Origin of the sequence: Streptomyces sp. S4.7 (genome assembly GCF_010384365.1) — a bacterium.
GTDB lineage: Bacteria > Actinomycetota > Actinomycetes > Streptomycetales > Streptomycetaceae > Streptomyces.
Genome location: NZ_CP048397.1, coordinates 5235349 through 5261649 on the forward strand (window position 1 = coordinate 5235349; position 26301 = coordinate 5261649).

Consider the following 26301-nt stretch of genomic DNA (forward strand, 5'->3'; position numbering starts at 1 on the left):
TCGCGAAACCGGTTCGCGAAGACGCCCCCCTCCTCCCATACGCTGGTCCCGTGACCCCCGCCGACCTCTCCCGGACCGTGCTGCGCGCCCTGCGCCGCGCGGTCGACGAGGGTGTCCTGGCCGGGCCCGTACCGGACAGCGTCCAGGTCGGGCGTCCCGGGCCCGGCGGCAGCGGCGACTACGCGACCTCCGTCGCGCTGCGGCTCGCGGGCCCCGCCCGGCGCAGTCCCCTCGACATCGCCGAGATCCTCCGTGCCGAGATCCTGCGTGCCGAGATCCTGCGTTCCACCCCGGCCCTCTCCCGCGTCGACGTCACGGGACCCGGCTTCCTCAATTTCACGCTCGCCCCCGGCAGCCGCGCCGAAGTCGTCCGCGCCGTCCTCGGCGCCGGGATCGGGTACGGGCACGGGGACGCCCTCGCCGGCACCGCCGTGATCCTCGCCCCCGCCGGTGAACTCCGCGCGGCCGTCCGCACCGAGACCGTCATGCGGCTGCTGCGCGCGCAGGGCGCCGACGCCCGCACCGGCCCCGACGCCACCGAGCGGCTGACGGTGCGGCCGGTCTGCGCCACTCTCGCGGGTGACCTGTTCGCCCGCCTCGGGACCGACGCCGCCCGCTGGGGTCTGCTGCGGCCCGCGGCCCACGACGCGGCCGCGACCGGCGACGACCTTCTCGTCCAGCACGAGAGCAACCCCCTGTTCACGGTGCGCTACGCCCACGCCCGTACCCGCGCGCTCCTGCGCAACGCCGCCGCCCTCGGCATCCCGAGGGGCGACGGCGACACCTTCGAACCCGGCGCCCGCGCGCTTCTCGACAGCATCGGCGACCACCCCGGCGTACTCGCCGCCGCCGCCCGCCACCGCGCCCCCGACCGGGTCGCCCGGCACCTCGAACACACCGCGGAGGCGTTCCTGCACTTCCAGGAGACCTGCCGCCCGCTGCCCGCCGGCGACGAGAAACCCTCGGCCGCCCACCGGTCCCGGCTCGCACTCACCGAAGCCGCCGGGACGGTGCTGGCCGGTGGCCTCACCCTCCTCGGTATCGACGCGCCCGAACACCTCTGATGCGGTCCGCCGAGTCGGACGCATCCGACGTAACCAAGAGAGCAAGAAGACGATGAGCCGTTCCGCCCACCCCGCCGGGCCCCGCTACGCCGACGTGCACACCGAGGGCCACTACTCCCCGCCGCCCGCCGACCTCAACACGCTGGACGAGAAGATCTGGTCGCGCACGGTCAGCCGCGACGAGGACGGTGTCGCCACCGTCGCGGGACTGCCGGTCACCCGGCTCGCCGAGGAGTTCGGCACCCCCGCCTACTTCCTCGACGAGGCCGACTTCCGCGCCCGCTGCCGAGCCTGGGCCGACGCCTTCGGCAAGGACGCCGACGTCTTCTACGCGGGCAAGGCGTTCCTGTCCCGCGCCGTCGTCCACTGGCTCAAGGAGGAGGGGCTCAACCTCGACGTCTGCTCCGGCGGCGAGCTGGCCACCGCGCTGGACGCGGGCATGCCCCCCGAGCGCATCGCGCTGCACGGCAACAACAAGTCGGTGCACGAGATCGAGCGCGCCGTCTCCGCGGGCGTCGGACGCATCGTCCTCGACTCCTTCCAGGAGATGGTGCGCGTCGCGCACATCGCGCAGAGCCTCGGCCGGGTGCAGCCCGTGCAGATCCGGGTCACCGTCGGCGTCGAGGCGCACACCCACGAGTTCATCGCCACCGCCCACGAGGACCAGAAGTTCGGTATCGCGCTGGCCGACGGACAGGCCGCCGAGGCCGTCCGCCGCGCGCTGCGGCTCGACGGCATCGAACTCGTCGGCATCCACTCGCACATCGGCTCGCAGATCTTCGACATGGCGGGCTTCGAGGTCTCCGCGCGCCGCGTCGTCGAACTGCTGGCCGCGGTCCGCGACGAGCACGGCGTCGAACTCCCGGAGATCGACCTCGGCGGCGGCCTCGGCATCGCGTACACCCCCGAGGACGACCCGCGCGAGCCGCACGAGATCGCCAAGTCCCTGACCGCGATTGTCACCCGTGAGTGCGAATCCGCGGGCCTGCGCACCCCCCGGATCTCCGTCGAGCCCGGCCGCGCCATCGTCGGCCCGACCGCCTTCACGCTCTACGAGGTCGGCACCATCAAGCCCCTGGAAGGGCTGCGGACGTACGTGAGCGTCGACGGCGGCATGTCGGACAACATCCGTACGGCTCTGTACGACGCCGAGTACAGCGTCGCGCTCGTCTCCCGCCGCTCCGACGCCGAGCCGATGCTCTCGCGCGTCGTCGGCAAGCACTGCGAGAGCGGTGACATCGTCGTACGCGACGCGTTCCTGCCCGCCGACCTGGCGCCCGGAGACCTGATCGCGGTCCCCGCCACCGGCGCGTACTGCCGCTCCATGGCGAGCAACTACAACCACGCGCCGCGCCCGCCCGTCGTCGCCGTCAAGGACGGCGGGGCGCGGGTGATCGTCCGGCGCGAGACGGAGGAAGATCTCCTGCGTCTGGACGTCGGTTAGCTGAGACAGACGTCTCGTATGACGGACGGAGGGTAGAAACTTCCGTCCGGTGCGTGAGACTGGTCCACATCGCTGAGAGAGGGAATCGAGGTCGCATGATGCGTACGCGTCCGCTGAAGGTGGCGCTGCTGGGCTGTGGAGTCGTCGGCTCAGAGGTGGCGCGCATCATGGCGACGCACGCCGACGATCTGGCCGCGCGGATCGGCGCGCCCCTGGAACTCGCCGGGGTCGCCGTCCGCCGTCCCTCCAAGGTGCGCGAGGGCATCGACCCCGCCCTGATCACCACGGACGCGACGGCGCTGGTCAAACGGGGCGACATCGACGTCGTCGTCGAGGTCATCGGCGGTATCGAGCCCGCCCGCACGCTGATCACCACCGCCTTCGAGCACGGCGCGTCCGTCGTCTCGGCCAACAAGGCGCTGCTCGCCGAGGACGGTGCGACGCTCTTCGCGGCGGCCGAGAGGCACGGCAAGGACCTCTACTACGAGGCCGCCGTCGCGGGCGCCATCCCGCTGCTGAGGCCGCTGCGGGAGTCCCTCGCGGGGGACAAGGTCAACCGCGTGCTCGGCATCGTCAACGGCACCACGAACTTCATCCTCGACCGGATGGACTCCTCGGGCGCCGGCTACTCGGAGGCGCTGGACGAGGCGACGGCGCTCGGTTACGCGGAGGCCGACCCGACCGCCGACGTCGAGGGCTTCGACGCCGCCGCCAAGGCCGCGATCCTCGCCGGGATCGCCTTCCACACCCGCGTACGCCTCGACGACGTCCACCGCGAGGGACTGACCGAGGTCACCGCCGCCGACATCGCCTCCGCGCGGCGCATGGGCTGCACCGTCAAGCTCCTCGCCATCTGCGAGCGCGCCGCCGACGGGAAGTCGGTCACCGCGCGCGTCCATCCGGCGATGATCCCGCTCAGCCACCCGCTCGCCTCCGTGCGCGAGGCGTACAACGCGGTCTTCGTCGAGGCGGAGGCGGCCGGACAGCTGATGTTCTACGGCCCCGGGGCCGGCGGCCCGCCCACCGCGTCCGCCGTGCTCGGCGACCTCGTCGCGGTGTGCCGCAACCGGATCGGCGAGTCTACGGGGCCCGGCGAGTCCGCGTACACACGGCTGCCGGTCAGCTCCATGGCCGAGGTCGTGACGCGGTACCACATCAGCCTCGACGTGGCCGACAAACCGGGTGTACTGGCCCAGGTCGCCACGGTCTTCGCCGAGCACGACGTGTCGATCGACACCGTGCGCCAGCAGGGCCGGCTCGACAGTGCAGGACTCGGCGGCGAGGCATCCCTCGTCGTCGTCACCCACCGCGCGCCCGACGCCGCCCTCTCCGGGACCGTCGAAGCGCTGCGCAAGCTCGACACCGTGCGCGGTGTCGCCAGCATTATGCGTGTTGAAGGGGAGTAAGGGACCCATGACGAGCATCGGCACCCACCAGTGGCGCGGCATCATCGAGGAGTACCGGGACCGGCTGCCGGTCGCGCAGACGACGGCGGTGGTCACACTCCGCGAGGGCGGTACGCCGCTCGTCCCCGCCCAGGTCCTCTCCGAGGCCACGGGCTGCGAGGTGCACCTCAAGGTCGAGGGCGCCAACCCGACCGGGTCCTTCAAGGACCGCGGCATGACGATGGCGATCACACACGCCAAGGAGGCGGGCGCGCAGGCCGTCATCTGCGCCTCCACCGGCAACACCTCTGCGTCGGCCGCCGCGTACGCGGTACGGGCCGGCATGGTCTGCGCCGTCCTCGTCCCCCAGGGCAAGATCGCGCTGGGCAAGATGGGCCAGGCGCTGGTGCACGGCGCGAAGATCCTCCAGGTCGAGGGGAACTTCGACGACTGTCTGACGCTGGCGCGCGGACTGTCCGACAACTACCCGGTGGCACTGGTCAATTCGGTGAACCCGTCCCGTATCGAGGGCCAGAAGACCGCGGCCTTCGAGATCGTGGACGCGCTCGGTGACGCCCCCGACATCCACGTACTGCCCGTCGGCAACGCCGGCAACATCACGGCGTACTGGAAGGGGTACACGGAGTACACCGCGGACGGCCCCGCGACCCGCACGCCCCGCATGTGGGGCTTCCAGGCGTCCGGTTCGGCGCCGATCGTGCGCGGCGAGGTCGTCAAGGACCCGCACACCGTGGCCACCGCGATCCGTATCGGCAACCCGGCGTCCTGGCAGCAGGCGCTCGCCGCCAGGGACGAGTCGGGCGGCTTCGTCGACGAGGTGACGGACCGACAGATCCTGCGCGCCTACCGGCTGTTGGCCGCCCAGGAGGGTGTCTTCGTCGAGCCGGCGTCGGCCGCGTCCGTCGCCGGTCTGCTCAAGGCGGCCGAGGAGGGCAAGGTCGACCGGGGCCAGCGCATCGTCTGCACCGTCACCGGGAACGGCCTCAAGGACCCCGACTGGGCGGTCGCGGGCGCGCCCCAGCCGGTCACCGTCCCCGTCGACGCCGTGACCGCGGCGGAGCGCCTCGGACTCGTCTAGACGGCACACGGCCCGCCCGGGGCCGTGCCGGGCGGGCCGGGCACCGGTTCGCCCGCGCACAAAGCACACCAAGACCCTGCATAGGCGCACAGGAAGGCACGCGACACGCATCGTGCGCCTCCTGTGCGCCCTATGTCGCCACAGAACCTTCCTTCGATAGGCTGTACCCAACCCGCCCCGCCGCATATGCCGCGGTGTTGTTGCCTTCGTGGCCGTCGGGTGTTTCCGTATCTCGTCGAGACTTCGCCGCCACACAAGGAGAGTCGTCCAAGCGATGGCCGGTCCCGCTTTCCGCGCCGCCGCCGTACGGGTGCGCGTCCCCGCCACCAGCGCCAACCTCGGGCCGGGATTCGACGCCCTCGGCCTGTCGCTCGGGCTCTACGACGACGTGGTGGTGCGCGTGGCCGATTCCGGCCTGCACGTCGACATCGCGGGCGAGGGCGCGCAGACGCTGCCCCGCGACGAGAACCACCTGCTCGTACGGTCCCTGCGCACCGCGTTCGACCTGCTCGGGGGCCAGCCGCGGGGCCTTGAGGTCGTCTGCGCCAACCGCATCCCGCACGGCCGCGGCCTCGGCTCGTCGTCCGCCGCCATCTGCGCCGGGATCGTCGCCGCGCGCGCCGTGACGATAGGCGGCGACGCCAGGCTCGACGACACCGCGCTGCTGGAGCTGGCCACCGAGATCGAGGGCCACCCGGACAATGTGGCGGCCTGTCTGCTCGGCGGTTTCACGCTCGCCTGGACCGACGGGGGAGCGGCGCGGGCCATCCGGATGGAGGTCGCCGAATCCGTGGTCCCCGTCGTGTTCGTGCCCGGCACGGCGGTCCTCACCGAGACCGCGCGCGGGCTGCTCCCGCGCTCCGTCCCCCATGTGGACGCGAGTTTCAACGCGGGCCGCTCGGCACTGCTCGTCGAGGCTCTGACCAGGCGTCCCGAGCTGCTTCTCGCGGCCACCGAGGACCGGCTGCACCAGGAATACCGCGCTCCGGCGATGCCGCAGAGCGTGGAGCTCGTGGGCCGGCTGCGGGCCGACGGCGTCCCCGCGGTCGTCTCCGGCGCGGGCCCCACGGTCCTGGCGCTGACCGAGGACAGTGCGGCCGACAAGGTCGTACAGCTGGCCGGCGAGGGCTGGGCGGCGCACAGGCTCGGCCTCGACGGAACGGGCGCGAGCGTTCTGCCGCTCGGTTCTCAGTGACGGTGGATTGCCGGTGAGTGAGAGGGGGAATGTTTGTTGGAGCCGGTAGTGTTAACCTCAAGTCTGCACCCGACGTCTTTTTGGCTCGGTGCTTCGCGTCCCCATTCGGGACCACCATTCTTCCGGGAGCCTCCCCGACTGCCTGAGCAGCCTGCCTGAGCAGTTTTGAGCACGCCCCGGAACCGGCACGACACCCCTCGCTGTGTCCAGGAGTGGGCCGAGCAGGGGGACCTCGGGCCGGACCCATTGCACGTACGCAAGTTCTCCGCCGTACCCGGCGGGACCATCGCCCCGACCTCGGCCCGTGATCGACACGATCACGACCCGCGGTCGGACAGCACAACCGGTCGCCGAGCCAGAAGGCCGACGTCCGCTCCAGGGAAGGACCCTTCGTGAGCGACACCACCGATCTGATGGGCGTGAGCGCCGACAACAGCGTCGACACCACCGCGCCCGCCGAAGGTGCTGCCACTGGCACCACCTCACGGCGCCGCCGCTCCGGCACCGGCCTCGACGGCATGGTCCTGGCCGAGCTTCAGCAGGTCGCGTCCGGCCTCGGCATCAGGGGCACCGCGCGGATGCGCAAGAGCCAGTTGATCGAGGTCATCAAGGAGGCGCAGGGCGGCGGTTCGCCCGCGCCCAAGAGCGACGGGACGGCCGGCGGCGACGCCGAGACGAAGCCCAAGCGGCGCGCCACCTCCAAGGCCCGTACGGGCGACGCGGCTCCCGTCACGGAAGCCCCCGCCGCCGACAAGACCCCGGACCGTGCCCCGGCCAAGGCCGAGAAGGCCGACAAGGCCGACGGGCAGATCGAGATCCCGGGCCAGCCGGCGAGCGACGACCAGCCTTCGGGCGAGCGTCGTCGGCGCAGGGCCACCGCGCAGGCGGGCAGCCCGGACAGCAAGACCGAGACCCGCGGCGAGTCGGGCACCGACACCGTCGTGGACGAGCGTCCCGACGCCAAGGCCGAGGCCGCCGTCTCCCCGTCCGCCCAGGGCGACACCGACGGACGCCGCGGCGACCGCCAGGAGCGCGGCCAGCGGGGCGAGCGCGGCGACCGCGACCGCGGTGACCGCCAGAGCCGCCAGCGCGACCGCCGGGGCAAGGGCGACGACCAGCAGGGCGGTGGCGGTCAGCAGGGCGGCGGCCAGCGTCAGCAGCGCCAGGGCGGCGGCCAGAACCAGGGCAACGGGCCGCAGGACGACTTCGACGACGAGGCGGGCGGCCGTCGCGGCCGTCGCGGCCGGTACCGCGACCGTCGTGGCCGTCGTGGCCGCGAGGAGTTCGGTGGCGGCGGCGAGCCGCAGGTCGCCGACGACGACGTGCTGATCCCCGTCGCGGGCATCCTCGACATCCTCGACAACTACGCGTTCATCCGGACCTCCGGCTACCTGCCGGGCCCGAACGACGTGTACGTGTCGCTCGCCCAGGTCCGCAAGAACGGCCTGCGCAAGGGTGACCACGTCACCGGCGCGGTGCGCCAGCCCAAGGACGGCGAGCGCCGCGAGAAGTTCAACGCGCTCGTGCGCCTGGACTCGGCGAACGGCATGGCGGCCGAATCGGGCCGCGGGCGGCCGGAGTTCCAGAAGCTGACCCCGCTCTACCCGCAGGACCGGCTCCGTCTGGAGACCGACCCGGGTGTGCTGACGACGCGGATCATCGACCTCGTCGCACCGATCGGCAAGGGCCAGCGTGGTCTGATCGTGGCCCCGCCGAAGACCGGCAAGACCATGATCCTCCAGGCGATCGCCAACGCGATCACGGTCAACAGCCCCGAGTGCCACCTGATGGTCGTCCTCGTCGACGAGCGTCCCGAAGAGGTCACCGACATGCAGCGGTCGGTGAAGGGCGAGGTCATCTCCTCGACCTTCGACCGCCCCGCCGAGGACCACACCACCGTCGCCGAGCTGGCCATCGAGCGCGCCAAGCGCCTCGTGGAGCTGGGTCACGACGTGGTCGTCCTGCTGGACTCCATCACCCGCCTGGGCCGCGCGTACAACCTCGCCGCCCCGGCCTCCGGACGCATCCTGTCCGGTGGTGTCGACTCGACCGCGCTCTACCCGCCGAAGCGCTTCTTCGGTGCGGCGCGCAACATCGAGGACGGCGGTTCGCTGACCATCCTGGCCACCGCGCTCGTCGAGACCGGCTCGCGCATGGACGAGGTGATCTTCGAGGAGTTCAAGGGCACCGGCAACATGGAGCTCAAGCTCGACCGGAAGCTATCGGACAAGCGCATCTTCCCGGCGGTGGACGTGGACGCGTCCTCCACCCGTAAGGAAGAGATCCTGCTCGGCAGCGACGAGCTGGCCGTCGTCTGGAAGCTGCGCCGGGTGCTGCACGCGCTCGACCAGCAGCAGGCGATCGAGCTGCTGCTGGACAAGATGAAGAAGACGAAGTCGAACGCGGAGTTCCTGCTCCAGATCCAGAAGAATACTCCGTCGCCCGGAAACGGCAACGACTGACGTCCGATTGCAGAACTTCCGTATGGATCCGCCCCGTTGCTCCGGTGACGGGGCGGATTTCTGCATGTAATATCCGATGAGCCGTTCCATCCCCCCCACACGGCGCCAAACCAATTCCCTTGATTAGCGGGAGATTTGCGTGCGTGTGTCGCGTCATGGCCGACCCGTCTCGAAAATGCGAAGACTGATAGCCGCCGGTACGGCGGCACTTGCCGTTCTCGCCGGTGGACTCGTAACCACAGCTCAGGCCGCCGACGGCGGTGGCGGCAGTGAGAAGTTCCTGCCGCCCAAGGGCGCCGAGGTCGTCAGTTCCAAGGAAGTGTCTCCGCGAATCATCGGCGGAACGAACACTTCCATCAGCAGCGCCCCCTGGATGGTGCAGCTGCTTTTCGAGTTCGACAACGACGGTTACTTCTACTTCACCTGTGGCGGAACGCTCGTCGCTCCCAACAAGGTTCTCACCGCGGCGCACTGCGTCACCGACGAGAACGGCAAAGCGCTCGACATGGTCGGCCGCGGCATGATTCTGGCCGGCACAGCCAAGCTCGCCGGTGGTCCGAACGACGAGGGCACCGCGGTCAAGATCAGCCGCTCGTACTTCGCCGGCTCGTACAACGCGGAGAAGATCGACAACGACGTCGCTCTGCTGACGCTCGCCAAGCCGCTGACCAACACGCCGGCCCAGCCCGCGTCGTACGGCGACACCGCCCGCTACGCGCCGGGCACCACCGCCACCACCTACGGCTGGGGCATGACCGGCTCCGACCCGGACGTCGACACGCTGGCCGCGACCCTCCAGCGGGTGACCCAGCCGCTGAACTCGGACGCCGACTGCACCGAGAACCTCGACACCGTGCTCAACACCCCGGGCGCCTACAAGCCCGGCCACATGATCTGCGCTGGCGTGGGCGGCACGGGCGACAACAGCACGGGCAAGGCGACCTGTCCCGGTGATTCCGGCAGCCCGATGATGGTGAGCGGCCGGATCATCGGCATCACCTCATGGGGAGTCGCCACCCAGTCCGAGCTGTGCAACTACCAGGGCACGTACGACGTTTACACCAAGGTCTCCACGTACATGCCCGCGATCCAGCCGCGCATCGACGACACCAGCTTCAGCCGTGACCACCGGGCGGACCCGTTCGCCCGTACGACCGGCAGCACCGGCTACACCTTCACCTCCTCCGGGGAGAAGCTGACGCGCAAGGCGTTCGCCGGTTCGTACGGCGCCTACAACTACATCGTGCAGACCGATCTCAACAGGGACGGCTACGAGGACCTCGTCGCACGGCAGGCCAGCACGGGCGACGTCTACTGGCTGCACCGCTCCGTGAGCAGCGCGACGTACGTGAAGACCAAGCTGTTCTCCAACTGGAAGACGGTCCGCGCGATCGTCGCCCCCGGTGATGTGAACGGTGACGGCAAGGGCGACATCGTCTCGGTCACGTCGGCCGGCACGGTGATGGTGTACCCGGGCTTCGGCAACGGCAAGTTCAACACCGCGGTCAACTCCGGCACCGGCTACCAGGTGTACAACCAGGTCCGCGGCCACGGCGACTTCACCAACGACGGCAAGACCGACCTGCTGGTCCGGCGGGGCGGCACCAACGCCCTCTACCTGGTGAAGGGCACGGGCAAGTCCACCGCCCCCTTCGAGGCTCCGGTCCTCGTCCGCGCCGACTGGTCCGCGTACAACCTGATCGTCACCCCCGGCGATGTGAACGGCGACGGCAAGGCCGACGTCCTCGTCCGGACCCCGGGCGGCAGCCTGTCCCTGCTCAAGGGCACCGGCAAGGCCACGTCCGAGATCTTCGCCGCAGGAGTGAGCCTGGGCACGGGCTGGCAGAGCTACTACACAATCGCGTGAAACCGCAGGTGGGAACCGGCTGACCGGTCACTCGCCGGCAGATCTCCGTGGCCCCCGCCCCCCCGGCGGGGGCCACAGCTCGTTGTGCAACCCTGCGTGCTGCCCCGCACGTCTTGTCCCACGGACGACGAAGTGTGCCTGAAGGCCATGGCAAGGGGTAGCCGCACACGCTACGAGAGCCGACGACAACCGGCGGGAGCCGGCGAGAGCCGAGGAGCACATGACCGATCAGAGCAAGGGCGGCCGAATACGCGCGACCGGCACGCGCCGCAAGAAGCCGAGCACGCGCCGTCGCGCCACCACCGCGGTCGCGTGGTCGGCCGCCGCCCTGGTCCTCGTCGGCGGATCCGGTCTGGGATACGTGTACTTCAAGCTCAACGGCAACATCCAGGGCGTCGACATCAACGCCAGGCTCGGCACCGACCGCCCCGTGGACGTCGACAACGGATCGATGGACATCCTCGTCCTCGGCTCCGACTCACGCTCCGGCGACAACGCCGAATACGGCGCCGACCAGGGCGGAGCCCGTTCGGACACCGCGATGATCATGCACGTCGACGAGGGCCACAGGAGCGCCGGTGTCGTCTCCGTACCGCGGGACACCATCGTCGAACGCCCCGACTGCGAGGACGGCGACGGCGACACCGCCGAGGGCGAGCGGCGGGCCATGTTCAACACCGCGTACGAGGTCGGCGGCCCGGCCTGCGCGGTGAAGACCGTCGAGAAGATGTCCGGCATCCGCATGGACCACTACATCGAGGTCGACTTCACCGGGTTCAAGCAGCTCATCGACGACCTCGGCGGCGTGAAGATCACCACCACCGAGGCCATCGACGACTCCAAGAGCCATCTGAGTCTCGAACCCGGCGCCCACACCCTCGACGGCGAGCAGGCGCTCGGCCTCGTCCGGACGCGCAAGAGCGTCGGCGACGGCAGCGACCTGGGCCGTATCCAGCTCCAGCAGGCCTTCATCAAGGCGCTGATCACCCAGGTCAAGGAAATCGGCCTGCTCAGCAGCCCCAAGAAGCTGTACGACATCGGCGACACCGCGACACGGGCGATCACGCCCGACTCCGAGCTGGACACGGTCAAGGAGCTCGCCGGATTCGCCGGCGGCCTGAAGAACCTCGGAGCCGAGGACGTCGACATGATCACGCTGCCCGTCCAGTACGACCCGGCGGACCTCAACCGCGTCATACCCCTGGAGAGGGCCTCCGAGCAGGTCTGGAGGGCGCTGCGGGCCGACAGGCCGATCCCGGCGTCGGCGACGAAGGAGTCCGCGGGCGACAAGGGCGACGCGTCAGACGTGGTCAAGGGCGGCGCGGAATAGATCCGGACCCACCCCGGTTTTGGAGATACGGCCGGTCCTGGCAGACTGGCTCGTCGGCCCCGGTTCACGTACGAGCATCCGCGCGTGCGACCCGGCGCCTTCCTCGCCTGGCGAGGATGTTCCCTAGGAGACACCTTGAAGCGCGACATCCACCCCACGTACGTCGAGACCCAGGTCAGCTGTACCTGCGGTGCGTCGTTCACCACTCGCAGCACGATCGAATCGGGCTCCGTCCGTGCCGAAATCTGCTCCGAGTGCCACCCGTTCTACACGGGCAAGCAGAAGATCCTCGACACCGGTGGCCGCGTGGCCCGCTTCGAGGCCCGCTTCGGCAAGGCTGCCGCCGGCTCCGCCAACAAGTAGCGAGCCAATTGCGCCGGTTCTCGGTGCCCCTGCCCTGGGGCGCCGAGACCGGCGCTTTGCCGTCCCGCAGCAACTTCGCGCAGCATTTTTCGTACGCAACCCAGGAGCCCCCGAATGTTCGAGGCGGTCGAGGAACTGGTCGGCGAGCACGCCGACCTGGAGAAGAAGCTCGCCGACCCGTCGGTCCACGCGGACCAGGCGCATGCCCGCAAGCTCAACAAGCGGTACGCCGAACTGACCCCGATCATCGGGACGTACCGCTCCTGGAAGCAGACCGGGGACGACATCGAGACGGCCCGTGAGTTCGCCGCCGACCCCACCGACACCTCGGCCGGCGACTTCGCCGCCGAGGCCAAGGTGCTGGAGAAGCAGCGCGACGAACTCACCGAGAAGCTGCGGCTGCTGCTCGTCCCGCGCGACCCCAGCGACGACAAGGACGTCATCCTGGAGATCAAGGCGGGTGCGGGCGGCGACGAGTCCGCGCTGTTCGCCGGTGACCTCCTGCGGATGTATCTGCGCTACGCCGAGCGCGTGGGCTGGAAGACCGAGATCATCGACGCCACCGAGTCCGAACTGGGCGGCTACAAGGACGTCCAGGTCGCTGTGAAGACCAAGGGCGGCAACGGGGCCACCGAGCCGGGACAGGGCGTCTGGGCACGGCTCAAGTACGAGGGCGGGGTGCACCGCGTGCAGCGGGTGCCCTCCACCGAGTCTCAGGGCCGGATCCACACGTCGGCGGCCGGTGTGCTCGTGACGCCCGAGGCGGAGGAGGTCGATGTGGAGATCCACGCCAACGACCTGCGCATCGACGTCTACCGCTCGTCGGGTCCCGGCGGCCAGTCCGTCAACACGACGGACTCCGCCGTCCGGATCACGCATCTGCCCACCGGGGTCGTCGCTTCCTGCCAGAACGAGAAGAGCCAGCTTCAGAACAAGGAGCAGGCCATGCGTATCCTGCGCTCGCGGCTCCTGGCCGCGGCACAGGAGGAGGCGGAGAAGAACGCGGCGGACGTCAGGCGCAGTCAGGTGCGTACCGTCGACCGGTCCGAGAAGATCCGTACGTACAACTTCCCGGAAAACCGCATCTCGGACCACCGGGTCGGCTTCAAGGCGTACAACTTGGACCAGGTGCTCGACGGTGAGCTCGCGGCAGTGATCCAGGCATGCGTCGACGCCGACTCGGCGGCGAAGCTCGCGGCCGCCTGAGCCGGCCCCGCGACCCCGCGTACCCCGCCTCACCGCCTACCGATCACGACCCGTCCCCTTCTACGTCTCAGGAGGAACCAGCGTGCAGACACCTTCTGGGGGGCCGAGCGACCCTCAGCGGCTCCGCCGTGGGCCCGCCCCCCGCAGTCTGCTGCTCGCCGAGGTGGCCCAGGCCACCCAGCGGCTGGCCGACGCGGGCGTGCCGTCACCGCGGTTCGACGCGGAGGAGCTCGCCGCGTTCGTGCACGGTGTGAAGCGCGGAGAGCTGCACAGCGTCGTGGACGAGGAGTTCGACGCCCGCTACTGGGAGACCGTCGCCCGCCGCGAGGCCCGCGAACCGCTCCAGCACATCACCGGGCGGGTGTTCTTCCGCTATCTGGAACTCCAGGTCGGGCCAGGGGTGTTCGTGCCCCGGCCGGAGACCGAGTCCGTCGTCGGCTGGGCCATAGACGCGGTCCGCGCGATGGACGTCGTCGAGCCGCTGATCGTCGATCTCTGCTCGGGATCCGGCGCGATCGCGCTCGCGATGGCACAGGAGGTGCCGCGCTCGCGCGTGCACGCCGTGGAGCTGTCCGAGGACGCCCTGACCTGGACGCGGAAGAACGCCGAGGGGTCCAGGGTCACCGTGCACCGCGGAGACGCTCTGACGGCCCTCCCGGACTTCGACGGACAGGTCGACCTGGTCATCTCCAACCCGCCGTACATCCCGCTCACCGAGTGGGAGTACGTGGCGCCCGAGGCCCGCGACCACGACCCCGAGATGGCGCTCTTCTCGGGCGAGGACGGCCTCGACACGATCCGCGGCATCGAACGCACCGCGCACCGGCTGCTGCGGCCCGGCGGCCTCGTCGTCGTCGAGCACGCGGACACCCAGGGCGGACAGGTCCCGTGGATCTTCAGCGAGGAGTCCGGCTGGGCGGACGCGGCCGACCACCCGGACCTGAACAAGCGCCCGCGCTTCGCGACGGCGCGCAAGGCCATGCCGTGATGGCCGGCACAGCGACGACGACGGCGATCCCGGGCGCCGTGACCTCGTCCTCAAGGCGCACTGCGAGTGAGCCGAAGGGGCGCGCGCCTGCCGAAAGGGAGAGCGCGCAGAGGCCCCGAGGAACGAGGGGGCGAGCACGGTCGACCGTCGACAGGTGCTTGAGCGCCCCGGAGGCGAACCGAGCACCCAAAAATCAGAGAGAGGGCCGTTAGATGGCACGGCGATACGACTGCAACGACGCGACCGACCGCACGACCGGTCTGCGTGAAGCCGCGTCCGCCGTCCGCCGCGGCGAGCTCGTCGTCCTGCCCACCGACACCGTCTACGGGCTCGGCGCCGACGCCTTCAGCTCGGAGGCCGTCGCCGATCTCCTCGACGCCAAGGGCCGGGGCCGCAACATGCCCACGCCCGTGCTCATCGGCTCCCCGAACACCCTGCACGGCCTCGTCACGGACTTCTCCGAGCAGGCCTGGGAGCTGGTCGACGCCTTCTGGCCGGGCGCGCTCACGCTCGTCGCCAAGCACCAGCCCTCGCTCCAGTGGGACCTCGGCGACACCCGTGGCACCGTCGCGATCCGGATGCCGCTGCACCCCGTCGCGATCGAGCTGCTGACCGAGGTCGGCCCGATGGCCGTCTCCAGCGCCAACCTGACCGGACACCCGGCGCCGGAGGACTGCGACTCGGCGCAGGAGATGCTGGCGGACGCGGTCTCGGTCTATCTCGACGGCGGGAAGACGCCCGGCATCGTGCCGTCCTCGATCGTGGACGTGACGGGCAAGGTCCCGCTCCTGCTGCGCGCGGGCGCCGTCGACGCCGACGAGCTGCGCAAGGTCGTACCCGACCTCGAGGTGGCCAATTGACCGCCCCTGAGGGGCGTGGCATAGCGGGACTCCCCGACACCTTCCGCATCCTCCACGTCAGTACCGGCAACGTGTGCCGCTCGCCCATCACCGAGCGGCTGAACCGGCATGCCCTGAGCGACCGCCTCGGCGAGCGGCTCACGGGCGGGCTCATCGTGGAGAGCGCGGGCACCTGGGGACACGAGGGGGCCTCGATGGAGGCCAACGCGGAGGCCGTCCTGGCGGATTTCGGCGCGGACCCGTCCGGGTTCGTCGGACGGGAGCTGCTGGACGAGCACGTGATCCGCGCGGACCTGGTGCTCACGGCGACGCGTGACCACCGGGCGCAGGTCATCTCCATGGGGCACTCGGCGGGGCTGCGGACCTTCACGCTGAAGGAGTTCACACGTCTCGTACGGGCCATAGACCCGGCCACTCTGCCCGATCCCCTCGACGAGGGCGTGGTCGAGCGTGCCCGTGCGCTGGTGCGTGCCGCCGCGGCGCTGCGGGGATGGCTCCTGGCCCCGAACGCGGAGGCGGACGAGGTCTACGACCCGTACGGGGCTCCCATCACCTTCTTCCGCTCCATCGGCGACGAGATCCACCAGGCGCTGGACCCGGTGGTGACGGCGCTCACGGGCGTGCCGACCCGGCACTGACACCCGCCCGCTCGCACACCGTTGAGCTGCGGCGACGTACGGTGAGATACGCGGCGGGGCATAGGGTGGGGCGAGTTTGTGCAACTATCGCGCCGCCGTGTAGGTCCTTACCTCATGTGGCTACGCGCATTCCATCAGCCGTCCTCTCGCGAGTTAGTGTGTGTGGCTCAGACGGTCGGCGATTCCTGTGGGGCAGCCTGTGCGTGATTACCTGCTGACGCTCTGCGTGACGGCCGCGGTGACATACCTGTTGACCGGTCCGGTGCGGAAGTTCGCCATCGCGATCGGCGCGATGCCCGCGATCCGCGCCCGCGACGTCCACCGCGAACCGACCCCGCGTCTCGGCGGTATCGCCATGTTCTTCGGCCTGTGCGCCGGACTGCTCGTGGCCAGCAACCTCCAGAATCTCGGCGGGGTCTTCGAGCAGTCGAACGAGCCGCGCGCGCTGCTGTCCGGCGCCGCGCTGATCTGGCTGATCGGCGTCCTGGACGACAAGTTCGAGATCGACGCCCTGATCAAGCTCGGCGGCCAGATGATCGCCGCCGGTGTGATGGTGATGCAGGGTCTGACGATCCTGTGGATCCCGGTGCCCGGTGTCGGCACCGTCGCGCTGACCTCCTGGCAGGGCACGCTCCTGACCGTCGCGCTCGTCGTCATCACCATCAACGCGGTCAACTTCGTCGACGGACTCGACGGCCTGGCCTCCGGCATGGTGTGCATCGCCGCCGCGGCGTTCTTCCTGTACGCGTACCGGATCTGGTACGGGTACGGCATCGAGGCCGCCGCCCCCGCCACGCTCTTCGCCGCGATCCTGATGGGCATGTGTGTGGGCTTCCTGCCGCACAACATGCATCCGGCGCGGATCTTCATGGGCGACTCGGGTTCGATGCTGATCGGTCTGGTGCTCGCGACGGGCGCCATCTCCATCACGGGCCAGGTGGACCCGGACGCCCTGAAGATCTACGCCGACGGTTCGACCCGTGAGGCGACCCACGCCGCGCTGCCGGTCTTCATCCCGCTGCTGCTGCCGCTGACGATCATCGCGATCCCGGTCGCCGACCTCGTCCTGGCGATCGTGCGCCGCACGTGGAACGGCCAGTCGCCGTTCGCGGCGGACCGCGGACATCTCCACCACCGGCTGCTGGAGATCGGGCACTCGCACAGCAGGGCCGTCCTGATCATGTACTTCTGGTCGGCGCTGATCGCCTTCGGTGTGGTGCTGTACTCGGTCCACTCCTCGTCCACGATGTCCACGATGTGGATCGTGCTCGCGGTCGTCGCGCTGAGCGCTCTCGGGCTGCTGCTCCTGCTGCTGCCCCGCTTCACACCGCACGCCCCGCGCTGGGCCGAGGCCGTCGTGCCGCCCCGCTACCGGCGCCGCCGGCGCGGCACCCCGGGGGAGTCGGCGGAGGGCGCCCACGAGGCGTCGGAGCCGCAGGAGAGCCCGTCGGGCGCCGCGTCCCAGGTGCCTCACGAGTCCCTCGCGACCAACGGCGTACCGGCCGACGAGCGGACTCCCGTACCGGCGGGTGTCAACGGGGCTACCGCGATCGGACCGCGGTCTCACCTCACCGATCGGCGCAGGGCCGATTCGGCGCACTGAGAATTGCCTCAGCAGGTCCCTTTACCAGACAAGACGGGTCAGTGTCCGGCTCACACGTGCGGATTCGTCCTCATGTGTGACGGTCGGCACACGTTCATGGTAAAGACCTCATCAAATAGTTTGTGATACCGTTCACGAGACCCGGCGCCAGAGCCGAAGGACCGTAGTGCGACGGTCCGTTGGCCCGGGAATCCAACTCTCGGACCGGGCCTACGCTCGTCCATGACGACACCATCTGCCCCACCCAGCCAGCGGAGTTGCCGCCATGCCGTCCAACGACGTCCGGATCCTCCTCAACACCGCCGTACCCACCGTGGCCGCCGGTGTCATCGCCGTGGCCATCAGTGGTGTGCTCAGCGGTGGCAAGGGTGCTCTGGGAGCCGCTGTCGGTGTGGTGGTGGTCATGCTCTTCATGGGTGTCGGTCTCACCGTCCTCCAGCGCACCGCGAAGTCGCTGCCGCATCTCTTCCAGGCGATGGGGCTGATGCTCTACACCGCCCAGTTGCTGCTGCTGCTCGCCTTCCTGGCGGTCTTCAAGGACACCGATCTGTTCAACCCGAAGGCCTTCGCCTTCACTCTCCTCGCGGCGACCCTCGTCTGGATCGCCGCGCAGGCCCGCGCGTACATGAAGGCCAAGATCCTCTACGTCGAACCCGAATCCTCGACGGCTGGAAAGCCCGAGAAGACGGGGTCGTCGGCGTGAAGGGTAGGGCCGGGATAAGTACCCGTTCGAGATCCTGCTATCGTCCGGTTCCAACTGCGGCATTGCGGGCGCGGGCATCCGAGCTGACGCCTGTTCCATCGCGAGGCTCCATGCCTGAGAGCCGCCCCCACATCTGTCAGACCAGTCCAGTGCCGAACCGTGGCTTCATGCCGCGCCGACACAACGAGGTTGCCGTACCTATGCGCCACGCTGAAGGAGCCCGCGGTGAGTGCTGATCCCCAGACCCTCGCCTTCGATGCGAGCTGCCACATCTTTTCCGGCTGCGGGTTCCCGGCTCCGGGCCTCCATACGTTCATGTACAAGCCGATCTTCGAGGTGGCCGGCTTCGAATTCAACAAGCCGATGCTGCTTGCCCTGTTGAGCACGATCGTGGTTGTCGGATTCTTCTGGGCGGCGTTCAACAAGCCGAAGCTGGTGCCGGGCAAGGTCCAGATGATCGGCGAGGCCGGTTACGACTTCGTCCGCCGCGGGATCGTCTACGAGATCATCGGCAAGAAGGACGGTGAGAAGTACGTCCCCTTGATGGTGTCGCTCTTCTTCTTCGTCTGGCTGATGAACCTCTGGTCGATCATTCCGCTCGCCCAGTTCCCGGTCCCCTCGCTGATCGCGTTCCCGGCCGGACTCGCGATCATCGTCTACATCGTGTGGGTCAGCCTGACCTTCAAGACCCACGGATTCGTCGGCGGCTGGAAGAACATCACGGGCTACGACAAGTCGCTCGGCTGGGTCCTACCGCTCGTCGTGGTGATCGAGTTCTTCTCGAACCTGCTGATCAGGCCCTTCACCCACGCGGTCCGACTGTTCGCGAACATGTTCGCCGGTCACCTGCTCATCGTCATGTTCACGCTGGCCACGTGGTACCTGATGAACGGACTGGGCTTCGTCTACGCCGGTGCCTCGTTCGCGATGGTGCTCATCATGACGATCTTCGAGCTCTTCATCCAGGCCGTCCAGGCGTACGTCTTCGTGCTCCTGGCCTCCAGCTACATCCAGGGCGCGCTCGCCAAGAGCCACTGAGCCGGGCCCCGCAACCAGAACCAACAGACGTCCGGGGTGGCCAACCCCCACCCGGTCCGTGAAAGAGAAGGAAGTATCGGCATGTCCGCTGCTCTCGAGTTCGCCAACAACCTCGCCGCCGCCGGGGATTCCGCCAAGACCACCCTGGTCGGCAACGTCGCCTCCGTCGGCTACGGCCTCGCGGCGATCGGCCCCGGCGTCGGCGTCGGCATCATCTTCGGTAACGGCACCCAGGCCCTCGCCCGTCAGCCCGAGGCGGCCGGCCTGATCCGCACCAACCAGATCATGGGTTTCGCCTTCTGTGAGGCGCTCGCCCTCATCGGCATCGTCATGGGCTTCGTCTACCAGTAAGCCGGACCGACAGCCCGACCCCCTTTCACGGAAGGCATTGATGTGAACGCTCTCTACGTTGCGGCAGAGGCGGAGGCTCAGAATCCGCTCGTCCCGCATCTTGACGAGCTCATCATCGGCCTGATCGCCTTCGCCATCGTCTTCGGCTTCCTCGCCAAGAAGCTCCTCCCGAACATCAACAAGGTTCTGGACGAGCGACGTGAGGCCATCGAGGGTGGCATCGAGAAGGCGGAGGAGGCCAAGACCGAGGCGCAGAGCGTCCTGGAGCAGTACAAGGCCCAGCTCGCCGAAGCGCGTCACGAGGCGGCCCGTCTCCGTCAGGAGGCGACCGAGCAGGGCGCCACCATCATCCAGGAGATGAAGGCGGAGGGGCAGCGGCAGCGGGAAGAGATCGTCGCCGCGGGCCACGCCCAGATCGAGGCCGACCGCAAGGCCGCCGCTTCGGCGCTGCGCCAGGACGTGGGCAAGCTCGCCACCGACCTCGCCGGCAAGCTCGTCGGGGAGTCCCTTGAGGACAGCGCCCGCCAGAGCCGCACCATCGACCGCTTCCTCGACGAGCTCGAGGACGGCGCGTCGACGGCCGAGGCGGCCCGATGACGATGCACGGAGCGAGCCGCGCGGCGCTGGCCGCCGCACGCGAGCGCCTCGACGCGCTGACCGACAACACGTCGGCCGACGCCTTGAAGCTCGCCGAGGAGCTGACCGCCGTCACCGCGCTGTTCCAGCGTGAGGTGTCGCTGCGCCGGGTCCTGACCGACCCGGCGCGGTCCGGCGAGTCCAAGGCCGAGCTGGCCGGCGGACTGCTGGGCGGACAGGTGGGCGGCGAGACCGCCGACCTGATCACCGGCATGGTCCGCTCCCGCTGGTCGCAGCCGCGTGACCTGGTCGACGCGGTGGAGGAGCTGGCGGCCCTCGCCGAGCTCACCGCCGCGCAGCGGGCCGGTGGCCTCGACGAGGTGGAGGACGAGCTGTTCCGGTTCGGCCGGATCGTCGAGTCCAGCACCGCGCTGCGGGCCGCGCTGACCGACCGGTCGGCGACGGCCTCGGCCAAGACCACGCTGCTGAACAGCCTGCTCGGCGGCCGGGCCAACCCGAGCACCGAGCGGCTGGTCGTGCGCCTGGTGTCCCAGCCCCGAGGACGTAGCCTGGAAGCGGGTCTTCAGACTCTGTCCCGGCTCGCCGCGGCCCGCCGGGACCGGATGGTGGCGGTCGTCACGTCGGCGGTGCCTCTCACCGAAGGCCAGAAGCAGCGCCTCGGCGCGGCCCTGGCCAGGCTCTACGGTCACCAGATGCATCTGAACCTCGACGTGGACCCCGGGGTCCTCGGCGGGATCTCGGTACGCGTCGGCGACGAGGTCGTCAACGGCACGGTCGCGGAACGTCTCGACGAGGCGGCACGGCGGCTGGCCGGCTGAAGGCCGGTCGGTACGTGATTTCCGGATTACAGACACACATACAGAGATCAAGAACAGCGGCCCGGTTGGGCCGTGCAGAAATTGCAGAAGATTCCTGGGGGTCGCCCCCAGACCCCCATAGAACTTCGGGCCCAACAAGGAGAGCAGGGAATCCAGATGGCGGAGCTCACGATCCGGCCGGAGGAGATCCGGGATGCGCTGGAGAACTTTGTCCAGTCGTACAAGCCGGACGCGGCCTCGCGCGAGGAGGTCGGGACGGTCAGCGTTGCCGGTGACGGCATCGCGAAGGTCGAGGGTCTGCCCTCGGCCATGGCGAACGAACTGCTGAAGTTCGAGGACGGGACCCTCGGTCTCGCCCTGAACCTGGAGGAGCGCGAGATCGGCGCTGTCGTCCTCGGTGAGTTCAGCGGTATCGAGGAGGGTCAGTCGGTCACCCGTACCGGCGAGGTGCTCTCCGTCGGCGTCGGCGAGGGTTACCTCGGCCGTGTCGTCGACCCGCTCGGCGCCCCGATCGACGGCCTCGGCGAGATCGCGACCGACGGCCGCCGCGCCCTGGAGCTCCAGGCTCCGGGCGTCATGGTCCGCAAGTCGGTGCACGAGCCGATGCAGACCGGTTACAAGGCCGTCGACTCGATGGTGCCGATCGGCCGCGGCCAGCGTCAGCTGATCATCGGCGACCGCCAGACCGGCAAGACCGCCCTGGCCGTCGACACCATCATCAACCAGCGCGACAACTGGCGCTCGGGCGACGTGAACAAGCAGGTGCGCTGCATCTACGTCGCCATCGGCCAGAAGGGCTCCACCATCGCGTCCGTACGCGGTGCGCTGGAAGAGGCCGGCGCGCTTGAGTACACGACGATCGTCGCCGCCCCGGCGTCCGACCCGGCGGGCTTCAAGTACCTGGCCCCCTACACCGGTTCGGCCATCGGCCAGCACTGGATGTACCAGGGCAAGCACGTCCTGATCATCTTTGACGACCTGTCGAAGCAGGCCGACGCCTACCGCGCCGTCTCGCTGCTGCTGCGCCGTCCGCCGGGCCGCGAGGCCTACCCGGGCGACGTCTTCTACCTGCACTCGCGTCTGCTGGAGCGCTGCGCCAAGCTCTCCGACGACATGGGCGCCGGTTCGATGACGGGCCTGCCCATCGTCGAGACCAAGGCGAACGACGTGTCGGCGTTCATCCCGACCAACGTCATCTCCATCACCGACGGCCAGTGCTTCCTGGAGTCCGACCTGTTCAACGCCGGCCAGCGGCCCGCGCTGAACGTCGGTATCTCGGTCTCCCGGGTCGGCGGCTCCGCCCAGCACCGGGCCATGCGCCAGGTGTCGGGACGTCTGCGCGTGGACCTCGCCCAGTACCGCGAGCTGGAGGCGTTCGCCGCCTTCGGTTCCGACCTGGACGCCGCGTCGAAGGCATCGCTCCAGCGTGGTCAGCGCATGGTCGAGCTGCTCAAGCAGCCGCAGTACGCGCCGTTCCCGATCGAGGAGCAGGTGGTCTCCATCTACGCCGGCACCACCGGCAAGATGGACGACGTACCGGTCGAGGACATCAGCCGGTTCGAGAGCGAGCTGCTGGAGCACCTGCGCCGCGAGCGCAAGGAGCTGCTGACCAGCATCGCCGAGGGCGCCAAGATGTCGGACGACACTCTTGAGTCCATCAGCGACGCCATCGCCGCCTTCAAGAAGCAGTTCGAGACCTCGGACGGCAAGCTTCTGGGCGACGACGCCCCGGCCGGCGTCAACGTCTCCAAGTGACGACGGAAGGGACCTGACTCATGGGAGCCCAGCTCCGGGTCTACAAGCGTCGCATCAAATCCGTCACCGCGACCAAGAAGATCACCAAGGCGATGGAGATGATCGCCGCCTCGCGCATCGTCAAGGCGCAGCGCCAGGTGACGGCCTCCACACCGTACGCGACCGAGCTCACCCGCGCGGTCACGGCGGTGGCGACCGGATCCAACACCAAGCACGCCCTGACCACGGAGGTCGAGGCGCCGACACGGGCCGCGGTCCTGCTCGTCACGAGCGACCGCGGACTCGCCGGCGGCTACTCCTCCAACGCCATCAAGGCGGCGGAGCGGCTCACCGAGCGGCTCAGGGGTGAGGGCAAGGAGGTCGACTCATACATCGTCGGCCGCAAGGGTGTCGCCTACTACGGCTTCCGTGAGCGCAAGGTCACGGAGTCGTGGACCGGCTTCACCGACAGTCCCACCTACGCGGACGCCAAGAAGGTCGCGGGACCGCTGATCGAGGCGGTCCAGCGGGACACGGCGGACGGCGGCGTGGACGAACTCCACATCGTCTTCACCGAGTTCGTCTCGATGCTGACGCAGACGCCGGTACAGAAGCGGCTGCTGCCTCTCTCCCTCGCCGACACGGCGGAGGCGGACGAGGAGTCGGCGAAGCACGAGATCCTTCCGCTGTTCGACTTCGAGCCGTCGGCGGAGGACGTCCTCGACGCCCTGCTGCCGCGCTACGTCGAGAGCCGTATCTACAACGCGCTGCTCCAGGCCGCCGCCTCCAAGCACGCGGCCACCCGCCGCGCGATGAAGTCGGCGACCGACAACGCCGGAGACCTCATCAAGAGCCTCTCCCGGCTTGCCAACGCGGCCCGCCAGGCCGAAATCACCCAGGAAATCAGCGAGATCGTCGGTGGCGCCAGCGCCCTGGCCGACGCGACCGCGGGGAGTGAAAAGTAATGACGACCACTGTTGAGGCGGCCACCCCGGGAAGCACGGCCACAGGCCGCGTGTCCCGGGTCATCGGCCCGGTCGTCGACGTGGAGTTCCCCGTCGACGCGATGCCGGAGATCTACAACGCACTGCACGTCGAGGTGGCCGACCCGGCCGAGGACGGCAAGCGGAAGACGCTGACGCTCGAAGTCGCCCAGCACCTGGGTGAGGGAGTCGTCCGCGCCGTTTCGATGCAGCCGACCGACGGTCTGGTCCGCCAGGCCGTGGTGACGGACACCGGCGCGGGCATCTCGGTGCCCGTCGGTGACGTGACCAAGGGCAAGGTGTTCAACACCCTCGGCCAGATCCTGAACGACCCGGACGGCGAGGCTCAGATCACCGAGCGCTGGCCGATCCACCGCAAGGCCCCGGCCTTCGACCAGCTCGAGTCGAAGACCGAGATGTTCGAGACCGGCCTGAAGGTCGTCGACCTGCTGACCCCGTACGTCAAGGGCGGCAAGATCGGTCTGTTCGGTGGTGCGGGCGTCGGCAAGACGGTCCTCATCCAGGAAATGATCATGCGTGTGGCGAAGCTGCACGACGGTGTTTCCGTGTTCGCCGGTGTCGGTGAGCGCACCCGTGAGGGCAACGACCTCATCGACGAGATGACCGAGTCGGGCGTTCTGGACAAGACCGCGCTGGTCTTCGGCCAGATGGACGAGCCGCCGGGCACCCGTCTGCGGGTCGCCCTGTCCGCCCTGACCATGGCGGAGTACTTCCGCGATGTGCAGAAGCAGGACGTGCTGCTCTTCATCGACAACATCTTCCGCTTCACCCAGGCCGGTTCCGAGGTCTCCACGCTGCTCGGCCGTATGCCGTCCGCGGTGGGTTACCAGCCGACCCTCGCGGACGAGATGGGTGTGCTCCAGGAGCGCATCACCTCGACCCGCGGTCACTCGATCACCTCGATGCAGGCGATCTACGTGCCGGCGGACGACCTGACCGACCCGGCCCCGGCCACGACCTTCGCGCACCTCGACGCGACGACCGTGCTGTCGCGTCCGATCTCGGAGAAGGGCATCTACCCGGCGGTCGACCCGCTGGACTCGACGTCCCGCATCCTGGACCCGCGCTACATCTCGCAGGCGCACTACGACGCGGCCAGCCGCGTCAAGGGAATCCTGCAGAAGTACAAGGACCTCCAGGACATCATCGCGATCCTCGGTATCGACGAGCTGGGCGAGGAGGACAAGCTCGTCGTCCACCGTGCCCGTCGCGTCGAGCGCTTCCTGTCGCAGAACACCCACGCCGCCAAGCAGTTCACCGGCCTGGACGGCTCCGACGTGCCGCTCGACGAGTCGATCGCCGCGTTCAACGCGATCTGCGACGGGGAGTACGACCACTTCCCCGAGCAGGCGTTCTTCATGTGCGGTGGCATCGAGGACCTGAAGGCGAACGCCAAGGAGCTCGGCGTCTCCTGAGTCATCGACTCACCGGTGGGGGGCGGTCTCGTGCCGCCCCCCTCCGAACCGCCGATCGTGACCCCATAGAATTAGACCGACACCCGGCGACACAGCCGGGTGGTGACCCGAGGAGCACCCTTGGCTGCTGAGCTGCACGTCGAGCTGGTCGCCGCGGACCGCAGTGTCTGGTCCGGCGAGGCCACCCTGGTCGTCGCGCGTACCACGTCCGGCGACATCGGCGTCATGCCCGGTCACCAGCCGCTGCTCGGTGTGCTGGAGTCGGGCCCCGTGACCATCCGTACGACCGACGGCGGCACGGTCGTCGCCGCCGTGCACGGCGGTTTCCTCTCCTTCGCCGACAACAAGCTCTCCCTGCTCGCGGAGATCGCCGAGCTGGCGGACGAGATCGACGCCCAGCGTGCCGAGCGCGCGCTGGAGCGCGCGAAGTCGGGTGAGGACGACGCCGCCGAGCGCCGCGCCGACGTCCGACTGCGCGCTGTGGCGGTGCGTTGACGCACCGCTTCTGGAATTACCCTCAGCCGCGGCCCGTTCTGGAGTCATCCAGACCGTGTCGCGGCTGAGGCGATGCGGCACCTGTTTCTGTTGGTTCGTGCGGGTTACTCGATAGGCGAGGAGGTCGGTACAGATGGTCCTCGCTCTGCTTGTCTGCGGACTGGTCGTCGTGCTGGTTGCGGTCGGGCTCTTCGTCTTCGGGCTGCGCCGACGGCTGATCCAGCGGTCCGGGGGGACCTTCGACTGTTCGCTGCGCTGGAACGTGGCCGAGGAGCCCGACACGTCCGGCAAGGGCTGGGTGTACGGAGTCGCCCGCTACAGCGGTGACCGCATCAACTGGTTCCGGGTCTTCTCGTACGCCCCGAGGCCCCGCCGCAGTCTCGAACGCTCCGCCATCGAGGTGCTCGCCCGGCGCGCCCCCGAGGGCGAGGAGGAGCTGGCGCTGCTCTCCGACTCCGTCGTGCTCGGCTGCGTCCACCAGGGCACACGCCTGGAGCTGGCGATGAGCGAGGACGCGCTGACGGGTTTCCTCGCCTGGCTGGAGGCGGCGCCGCCCGGCCAGCGGGTGAACGTGGCCTGAGCTCCCGGAAGCCGTGGCACTGAGAGCGACGAGGGGGACAGCGCCCGGACGGGCGCTGTCCC

The 26301-nt window shown here is 69.4% G+C and carries 24 protein-coding genes; all 24 read left to right on the plus strand.

Features of this window, described 5'->3' with window-relative positions; all coding sequences use genetic code 11:
• Positions 1-50 precede the first annotated feature (50 nt).
• The 24 genes from nrtL (at position 51) to SSPS47_RS23625 (ending at position 26239) form a co-directional block, all read left to right on the plus strand.
• Positions 51-1064 (plus strand): ArgS-related anticodon-binding protein NrtL, encoded by a 1014-nt coding sequence (gene nrtL, locus SSPS47_RS23510; RefSeq protein WP_164252767.1) that lies wholly within the window; start codon positions 51-53, stop codon positions 1062-1064.
• A 52-nt stretch (positions 1065-1116) separates the two neighbouring features.
• The gene (gene lysA / locus SSPS47_RS23515; protein ID WP_164252768.1) at positions 1117-2508 is read left to right on the plus strand and encodes a diaminopimelate decarboxylase; all 1392 of its coding nucleotides are present in this window, start codon (positions 1117-1119) and stop codon (positions 2506-2508) included.
• Positions 2509-2603: 95 nt separating this feature from the next.
• On the plus strand, positions 2604-3914 hold the full coding sequence (locus SSPS47_RS23520; RefSeq protein ID WP_203557909.1) for a homoserine dehydrogenase: 1311 nt from the start codon (positions 2604-2606) through the stop codon (positions 3912-3914).
• A 7-nt stretch (positions 3915-3921) separates the two neighbouring features.
• Positions 3922-4992, plus strand: a complete 1071-nt coding sequence (gene thrC, locus SSPS47_RS23525; protein ID WP_164252769.1) for a threonine synthase — start codon at positions 3922-3924, stop codon at positions 4990-4992.
• A gap of 274 nt (positions 4993-5266) precedes the next feature.
• Complete coding sequence (gene thrB / locus SSPS47_RS23530) at positions 5267-6187, plus strand: homoserine kinase (RefSeq protein ID WP_164252770.1); 921 nt, start codon at positions 5267-5269, stop codon at positions 6185-6187.
• A gap of 392 nt (positions 6188-6579) precedes the next feature.
• Positions 6580-8649: a transcription termination factor Rho gene (rho, locus tag SSPS47_RS23535; RefSeq protein ID WP_164252771.1), complete on the plus strand. Its 2070-nt coding sequence runs from the start codon at positions 6580-6582 to the stop codon at positions 8647-8649.
• A 175-nt stretch (positions 8650-8824) separates the two neighbouring features.
• Positions 8825-10516: a trypsin-like serine protease gene (locus tag SSPS47_RS23540; RefSeq protein WP_164252772.1), complete on the plus strand. Its 1692-nt coding sequence runs from the start codon at positions 8825-8827 to the stop codon at positions 10514-10516.
• A gap of 220 nt (positions 10517-10736) precedes the next feature.
• On the plus strand, positions 10737-11846 hold the full coding sequence (locus SSPS47_RS23545) for an LCP family protein (RefSeq protein ID WP_164252773.1): 1110 nt from the start codon (positions 10737-10739) through the stop codon (positions 11844-11846).
• Positions 11847-11981: 135 nt separating this feature from the next.
• On the plus strand, positions 11982-12209 hold the full coding sequence (gene rpmE / locus SSPS47_RS23550) for a 50S ribosomal protein L31 (RefSeq protein WP_023538649.1): 228 nt from the start codon (positions 11982-11984) through the stop codon (positions 12207-12209).
• 114 nt (positions 12210-12323) lie between these two features.
• Complete coding sequence (gene prfA, locus SSPS47_RS23555) at positions 12324-13415, plus strand: peptide chain release factor 1 (protein ID WP_164252774.1); 1092 nt, start codon at positions 12324-12326, stop codon at positions 13413-13415.
• 148 nt (positions 13416-13563) lie between these two features.
• A complete protein-coding gene (gene prmC / locus SSPS47_RS23560) occupies positions 13564-14403 on the plus strand; it encodes a peptide chain release factor N(5)-glutamine methyltransferase (protein WP_187280070.1) in 840 nt (279 codons plus the stop codon).
• 212 nt (positions 14404-14615) lie between these two features.
• The gene (locus SSPS47_RS23565) at positions 14616-15263 is read left to right on the plus strand and encodes an L-threonylcarbamoyladenylate synthase (RefSeq protein WP_147873844.1); all 648 of its coding nucleotides are present in this window, start codon (positions 14616-14618) and stop codon (positions 15261-15263) included.
• Positions 15260-15901 carry a low molecular weight phosphatase family protein gene (locus tag SSPS47_RS23570; protein ID WP_023538645.1) on the plus strand — a complete coding sequence of 214 codons (642 nt, stop codon included), beginning with the start codon at positions 15260-15262 and terminating at the stop codon, positions 15899-15901. The genes SSPS47_RS23565 and SSPS47_RS23570 overlap by 4 nt, the downstream gene beginning before the upstream one ends.
• A 199-nt stretch (positions 15902-16100) precedes the next feature.
• Positions 16101-17504 carry an MraY family glycosyltransferase gene (locus SSPS47_RS23575; RefSeq protein WP_164252775.1) on the plus strand — a complete coding sequence of 468 codons (1404 nt, stop codon included), beginning with the start codon at positions 16101-16103 and terminating at the stop codon, positions 17502-17504.
• A 265-nt stretch (positions 17505-17769) separates the two neighbouring features.
• Positions 17770-18207, plus strand: coding sequence for a hypothetical protein (locus SSPS47_RS23580; protein ID WP_164252776.1), 438 nt, complete (start codon positions 17770-17772; stop codon positions 18205-18207).
• 225 nt (positions 18208-18432) lie between these two features.
• Positions 18433-19245: a F0F1 ATP synthase subunit A gene (gene atpB / locus SSPS47_RS23585; protein WP_164252777.1), complete on the plus strand. Its 813-nt coding sequence runs from the start codon at positions 18433-18435 to the stop codon at positions 19243-19245.
• A gap of 81 nt (positions 19246-19326) precedes the next feature.
• Positions 19327-19596 (plus strand): ATP synthase F0 subunit C, encoded by a 270-nt coding sequence (gene atpE, locus SSPS47_RS23590; protein WP_203557910.1) that lies wholly within the window; start codon positions 19327-19329, stop codon positions 19594-19596.
• Positions 19597-19638: 42 nt separating this feature from the next.
• A complete protein-coding gene (locus SSPS47_RS23595; RefSeq protein WP_164252778.1) occupies positions 19639-20193 on the plus strand; it encodes a F0F1 ATP synthase subunit B in 555 nt (184 codons plus the stop codon).
• 2 nt (positions 20194-20195) lie between these two features.
• On the plus strand, positions 20196-21011 hold the full coding sequence (locus SSPS47_RS23600; RefSeq protein ID WP_164254909.1) for a F0F1 ATP synthase subunit delta: 816 nt from the start codon (positions 20196-20198) through the stop codon (positions 21009-21011).
• A gap of 156 nt (positions 21012-21167) precedes the next feature.
• Complete coding sequence (gene atpA / locus SSPS47_RS23605; RefSeq protein ID WP_147873839.1) at positions 21168-22766, plus strand: F0F1 ATP synthase subunit alpha; 1599 nt, start codon at positions 21168-21170, stop codon at positions 22764-22766.
• 20 nt (positions 22767-22786) lie between these two features.
• Positions 22787-23710, plus strand: coding sequence for a F0F1 ATP synthase subunit gamma (locus SSPS47_RS23610; RefSeq protein ID WP_164252779.1), 924 nt, complete (start codon positions 22787-22789; stop codon positions 23708-23710).
• Positions 23710-25164, plus strand: a complete 1455-nt coding sequence (atpD, locus tag SSPS47_RS23615; protein WP_164252780.1) for a F0F1 ATP synthase subunit beta — start codon at positions 23710-23712, stop codon at positions 25162-25164. Before SSPS47_RS23610 ends, atpD begins: the two co-directional genes overlap by 1 nt.
• Before the next feature lie 120 nt (positions 25165-25284).
• Positions 25285-25659, plus strand: a complete 375-nt coding sequence (locus SSPS47_RS23620; protein WP_147873836.1) for a F0F1 ATP synthase subunit epsilon — start codon at positions 25285-25287, stop codon at positions 25657-25659.
• A gap of 133 nt (positions 25660-25792) precedes the next feature.
• Entirely contained in the window at positions 25793-26239 is a 447-nt protein-coding gene (locus SSPS47_RS23625; protein ID WP_147873835.1) for a DUF2550 domain-containing protein, read from the plus strand.
• Positions 26240-26301 lie beyond the last annotated feature (62 nt).

Excerpts from the sequence above, each read along its gene's own strand:
- lysA (WP_164252768.1), top strand. The coding sequence starts at position 1,117 with ATGAGCCGTTCCGCCCACCCCGCCGGGCCCCGCTACGCCGACGTGCAC.
- SSPS47_RS23520 (WP_203557909.1), top strand. The coding sequence starts at position 2,604 with ATGATGCGTACGCGTCCGCTGAAGGTGGCGCTGCTGGGCTGTGGAGTC.
- thrC (WP_164252769.1), top strand. The coding sequence starts at position 3,922 with ATGACGAGCATCGGCACCCACCAGTGGCGCGGCATCATCGAGGAGTAC.
- thrB (WP_164252770.1), top strand. The coding sequence starts at position 5,267 with ATGGCCGGTCCCGCTTTCCGCGCCGCCGCCGTACGGGTGCGCGTCCCC.
- SSPS47_RS23540 (WP_164252772.1), top strand. The coding sequence starts at position 8,825 with ATGCGAAGACTGATAGCCGCCGGTACGGCGGCACTTGCCGTTCTCGCC.
- SSPS47_RS23545 (WP_164252773.1), top strand. The coding sequence starts at position 10,737 with ATGACCGATCAGAGCAAGGGCGGCCGAATACGCGCGACCGGCACGCGC.
- prfA (WP_164252774.1), top strand. The coding sequence starts at position 12,324 with ATGTTCGAGGCGGTCGAGGAACTGGTCGGCGAGCACGCCGACCTGGAG.
- SSPS47_RS23565 (WP_147873844.1), top strand. The coding sequence starts at position 14,616 with ATGGCACGGCGATACGACTGCAACGACGCGACCGACCGCACGACCGGT.
- SSPS47_RS23580 (WP_164252776.1), top strand. The coding sequence starts at position 17,770 with ATGCCGTCCAACGACGTCCGGATCCTCCTCAACACCGCCGTACCCACC.
- atpE (WP_203557910.1), top strand. The coding sequence starts at position 19,327 with ATGTCCGCTGCTCTCGAGTTCGCCAACAACCTCGCCGCCGCCGGGGAT.
- SSPS47_RS23600 (WP_164254909.1), top strand. The coding sequence starts at position 20,196 with ATGCACGGAGCGAGCCGCGCGGCGCTGGCCGCCGCACGCGAGCGCCTC.
- atpA (WP_147873839.1), top strand. The coding sequence starts at position 21,168 with ATGGCGGAGCTCACGATCCGGCCGGAGGAGATCCGGGATGCGCTGGAG.
- SSPS47_RS23610 (WP_164252779.1), top strand. The coding sequence starts at position 22,787 with ATGGGAGCCCAGCTCCGGGTCTACAAGCGTCGCATCAAATCCGTCACC.
- atpD (WP_164252780.1), top strand. The coding sequence starts at position 23,710 with ATGACGACCACTGTTGAGGCGGCCACCCCGGGAAGCACGGCCACAGGC.
- SSPS47_RS23625 (WP_147873835.1), top strand. The coding sequence starts at position 25,793 with ATGGTCCTCGCTCTGCTTGTCTGCGGACTGGTCGTCGTGCTGGTTGCG.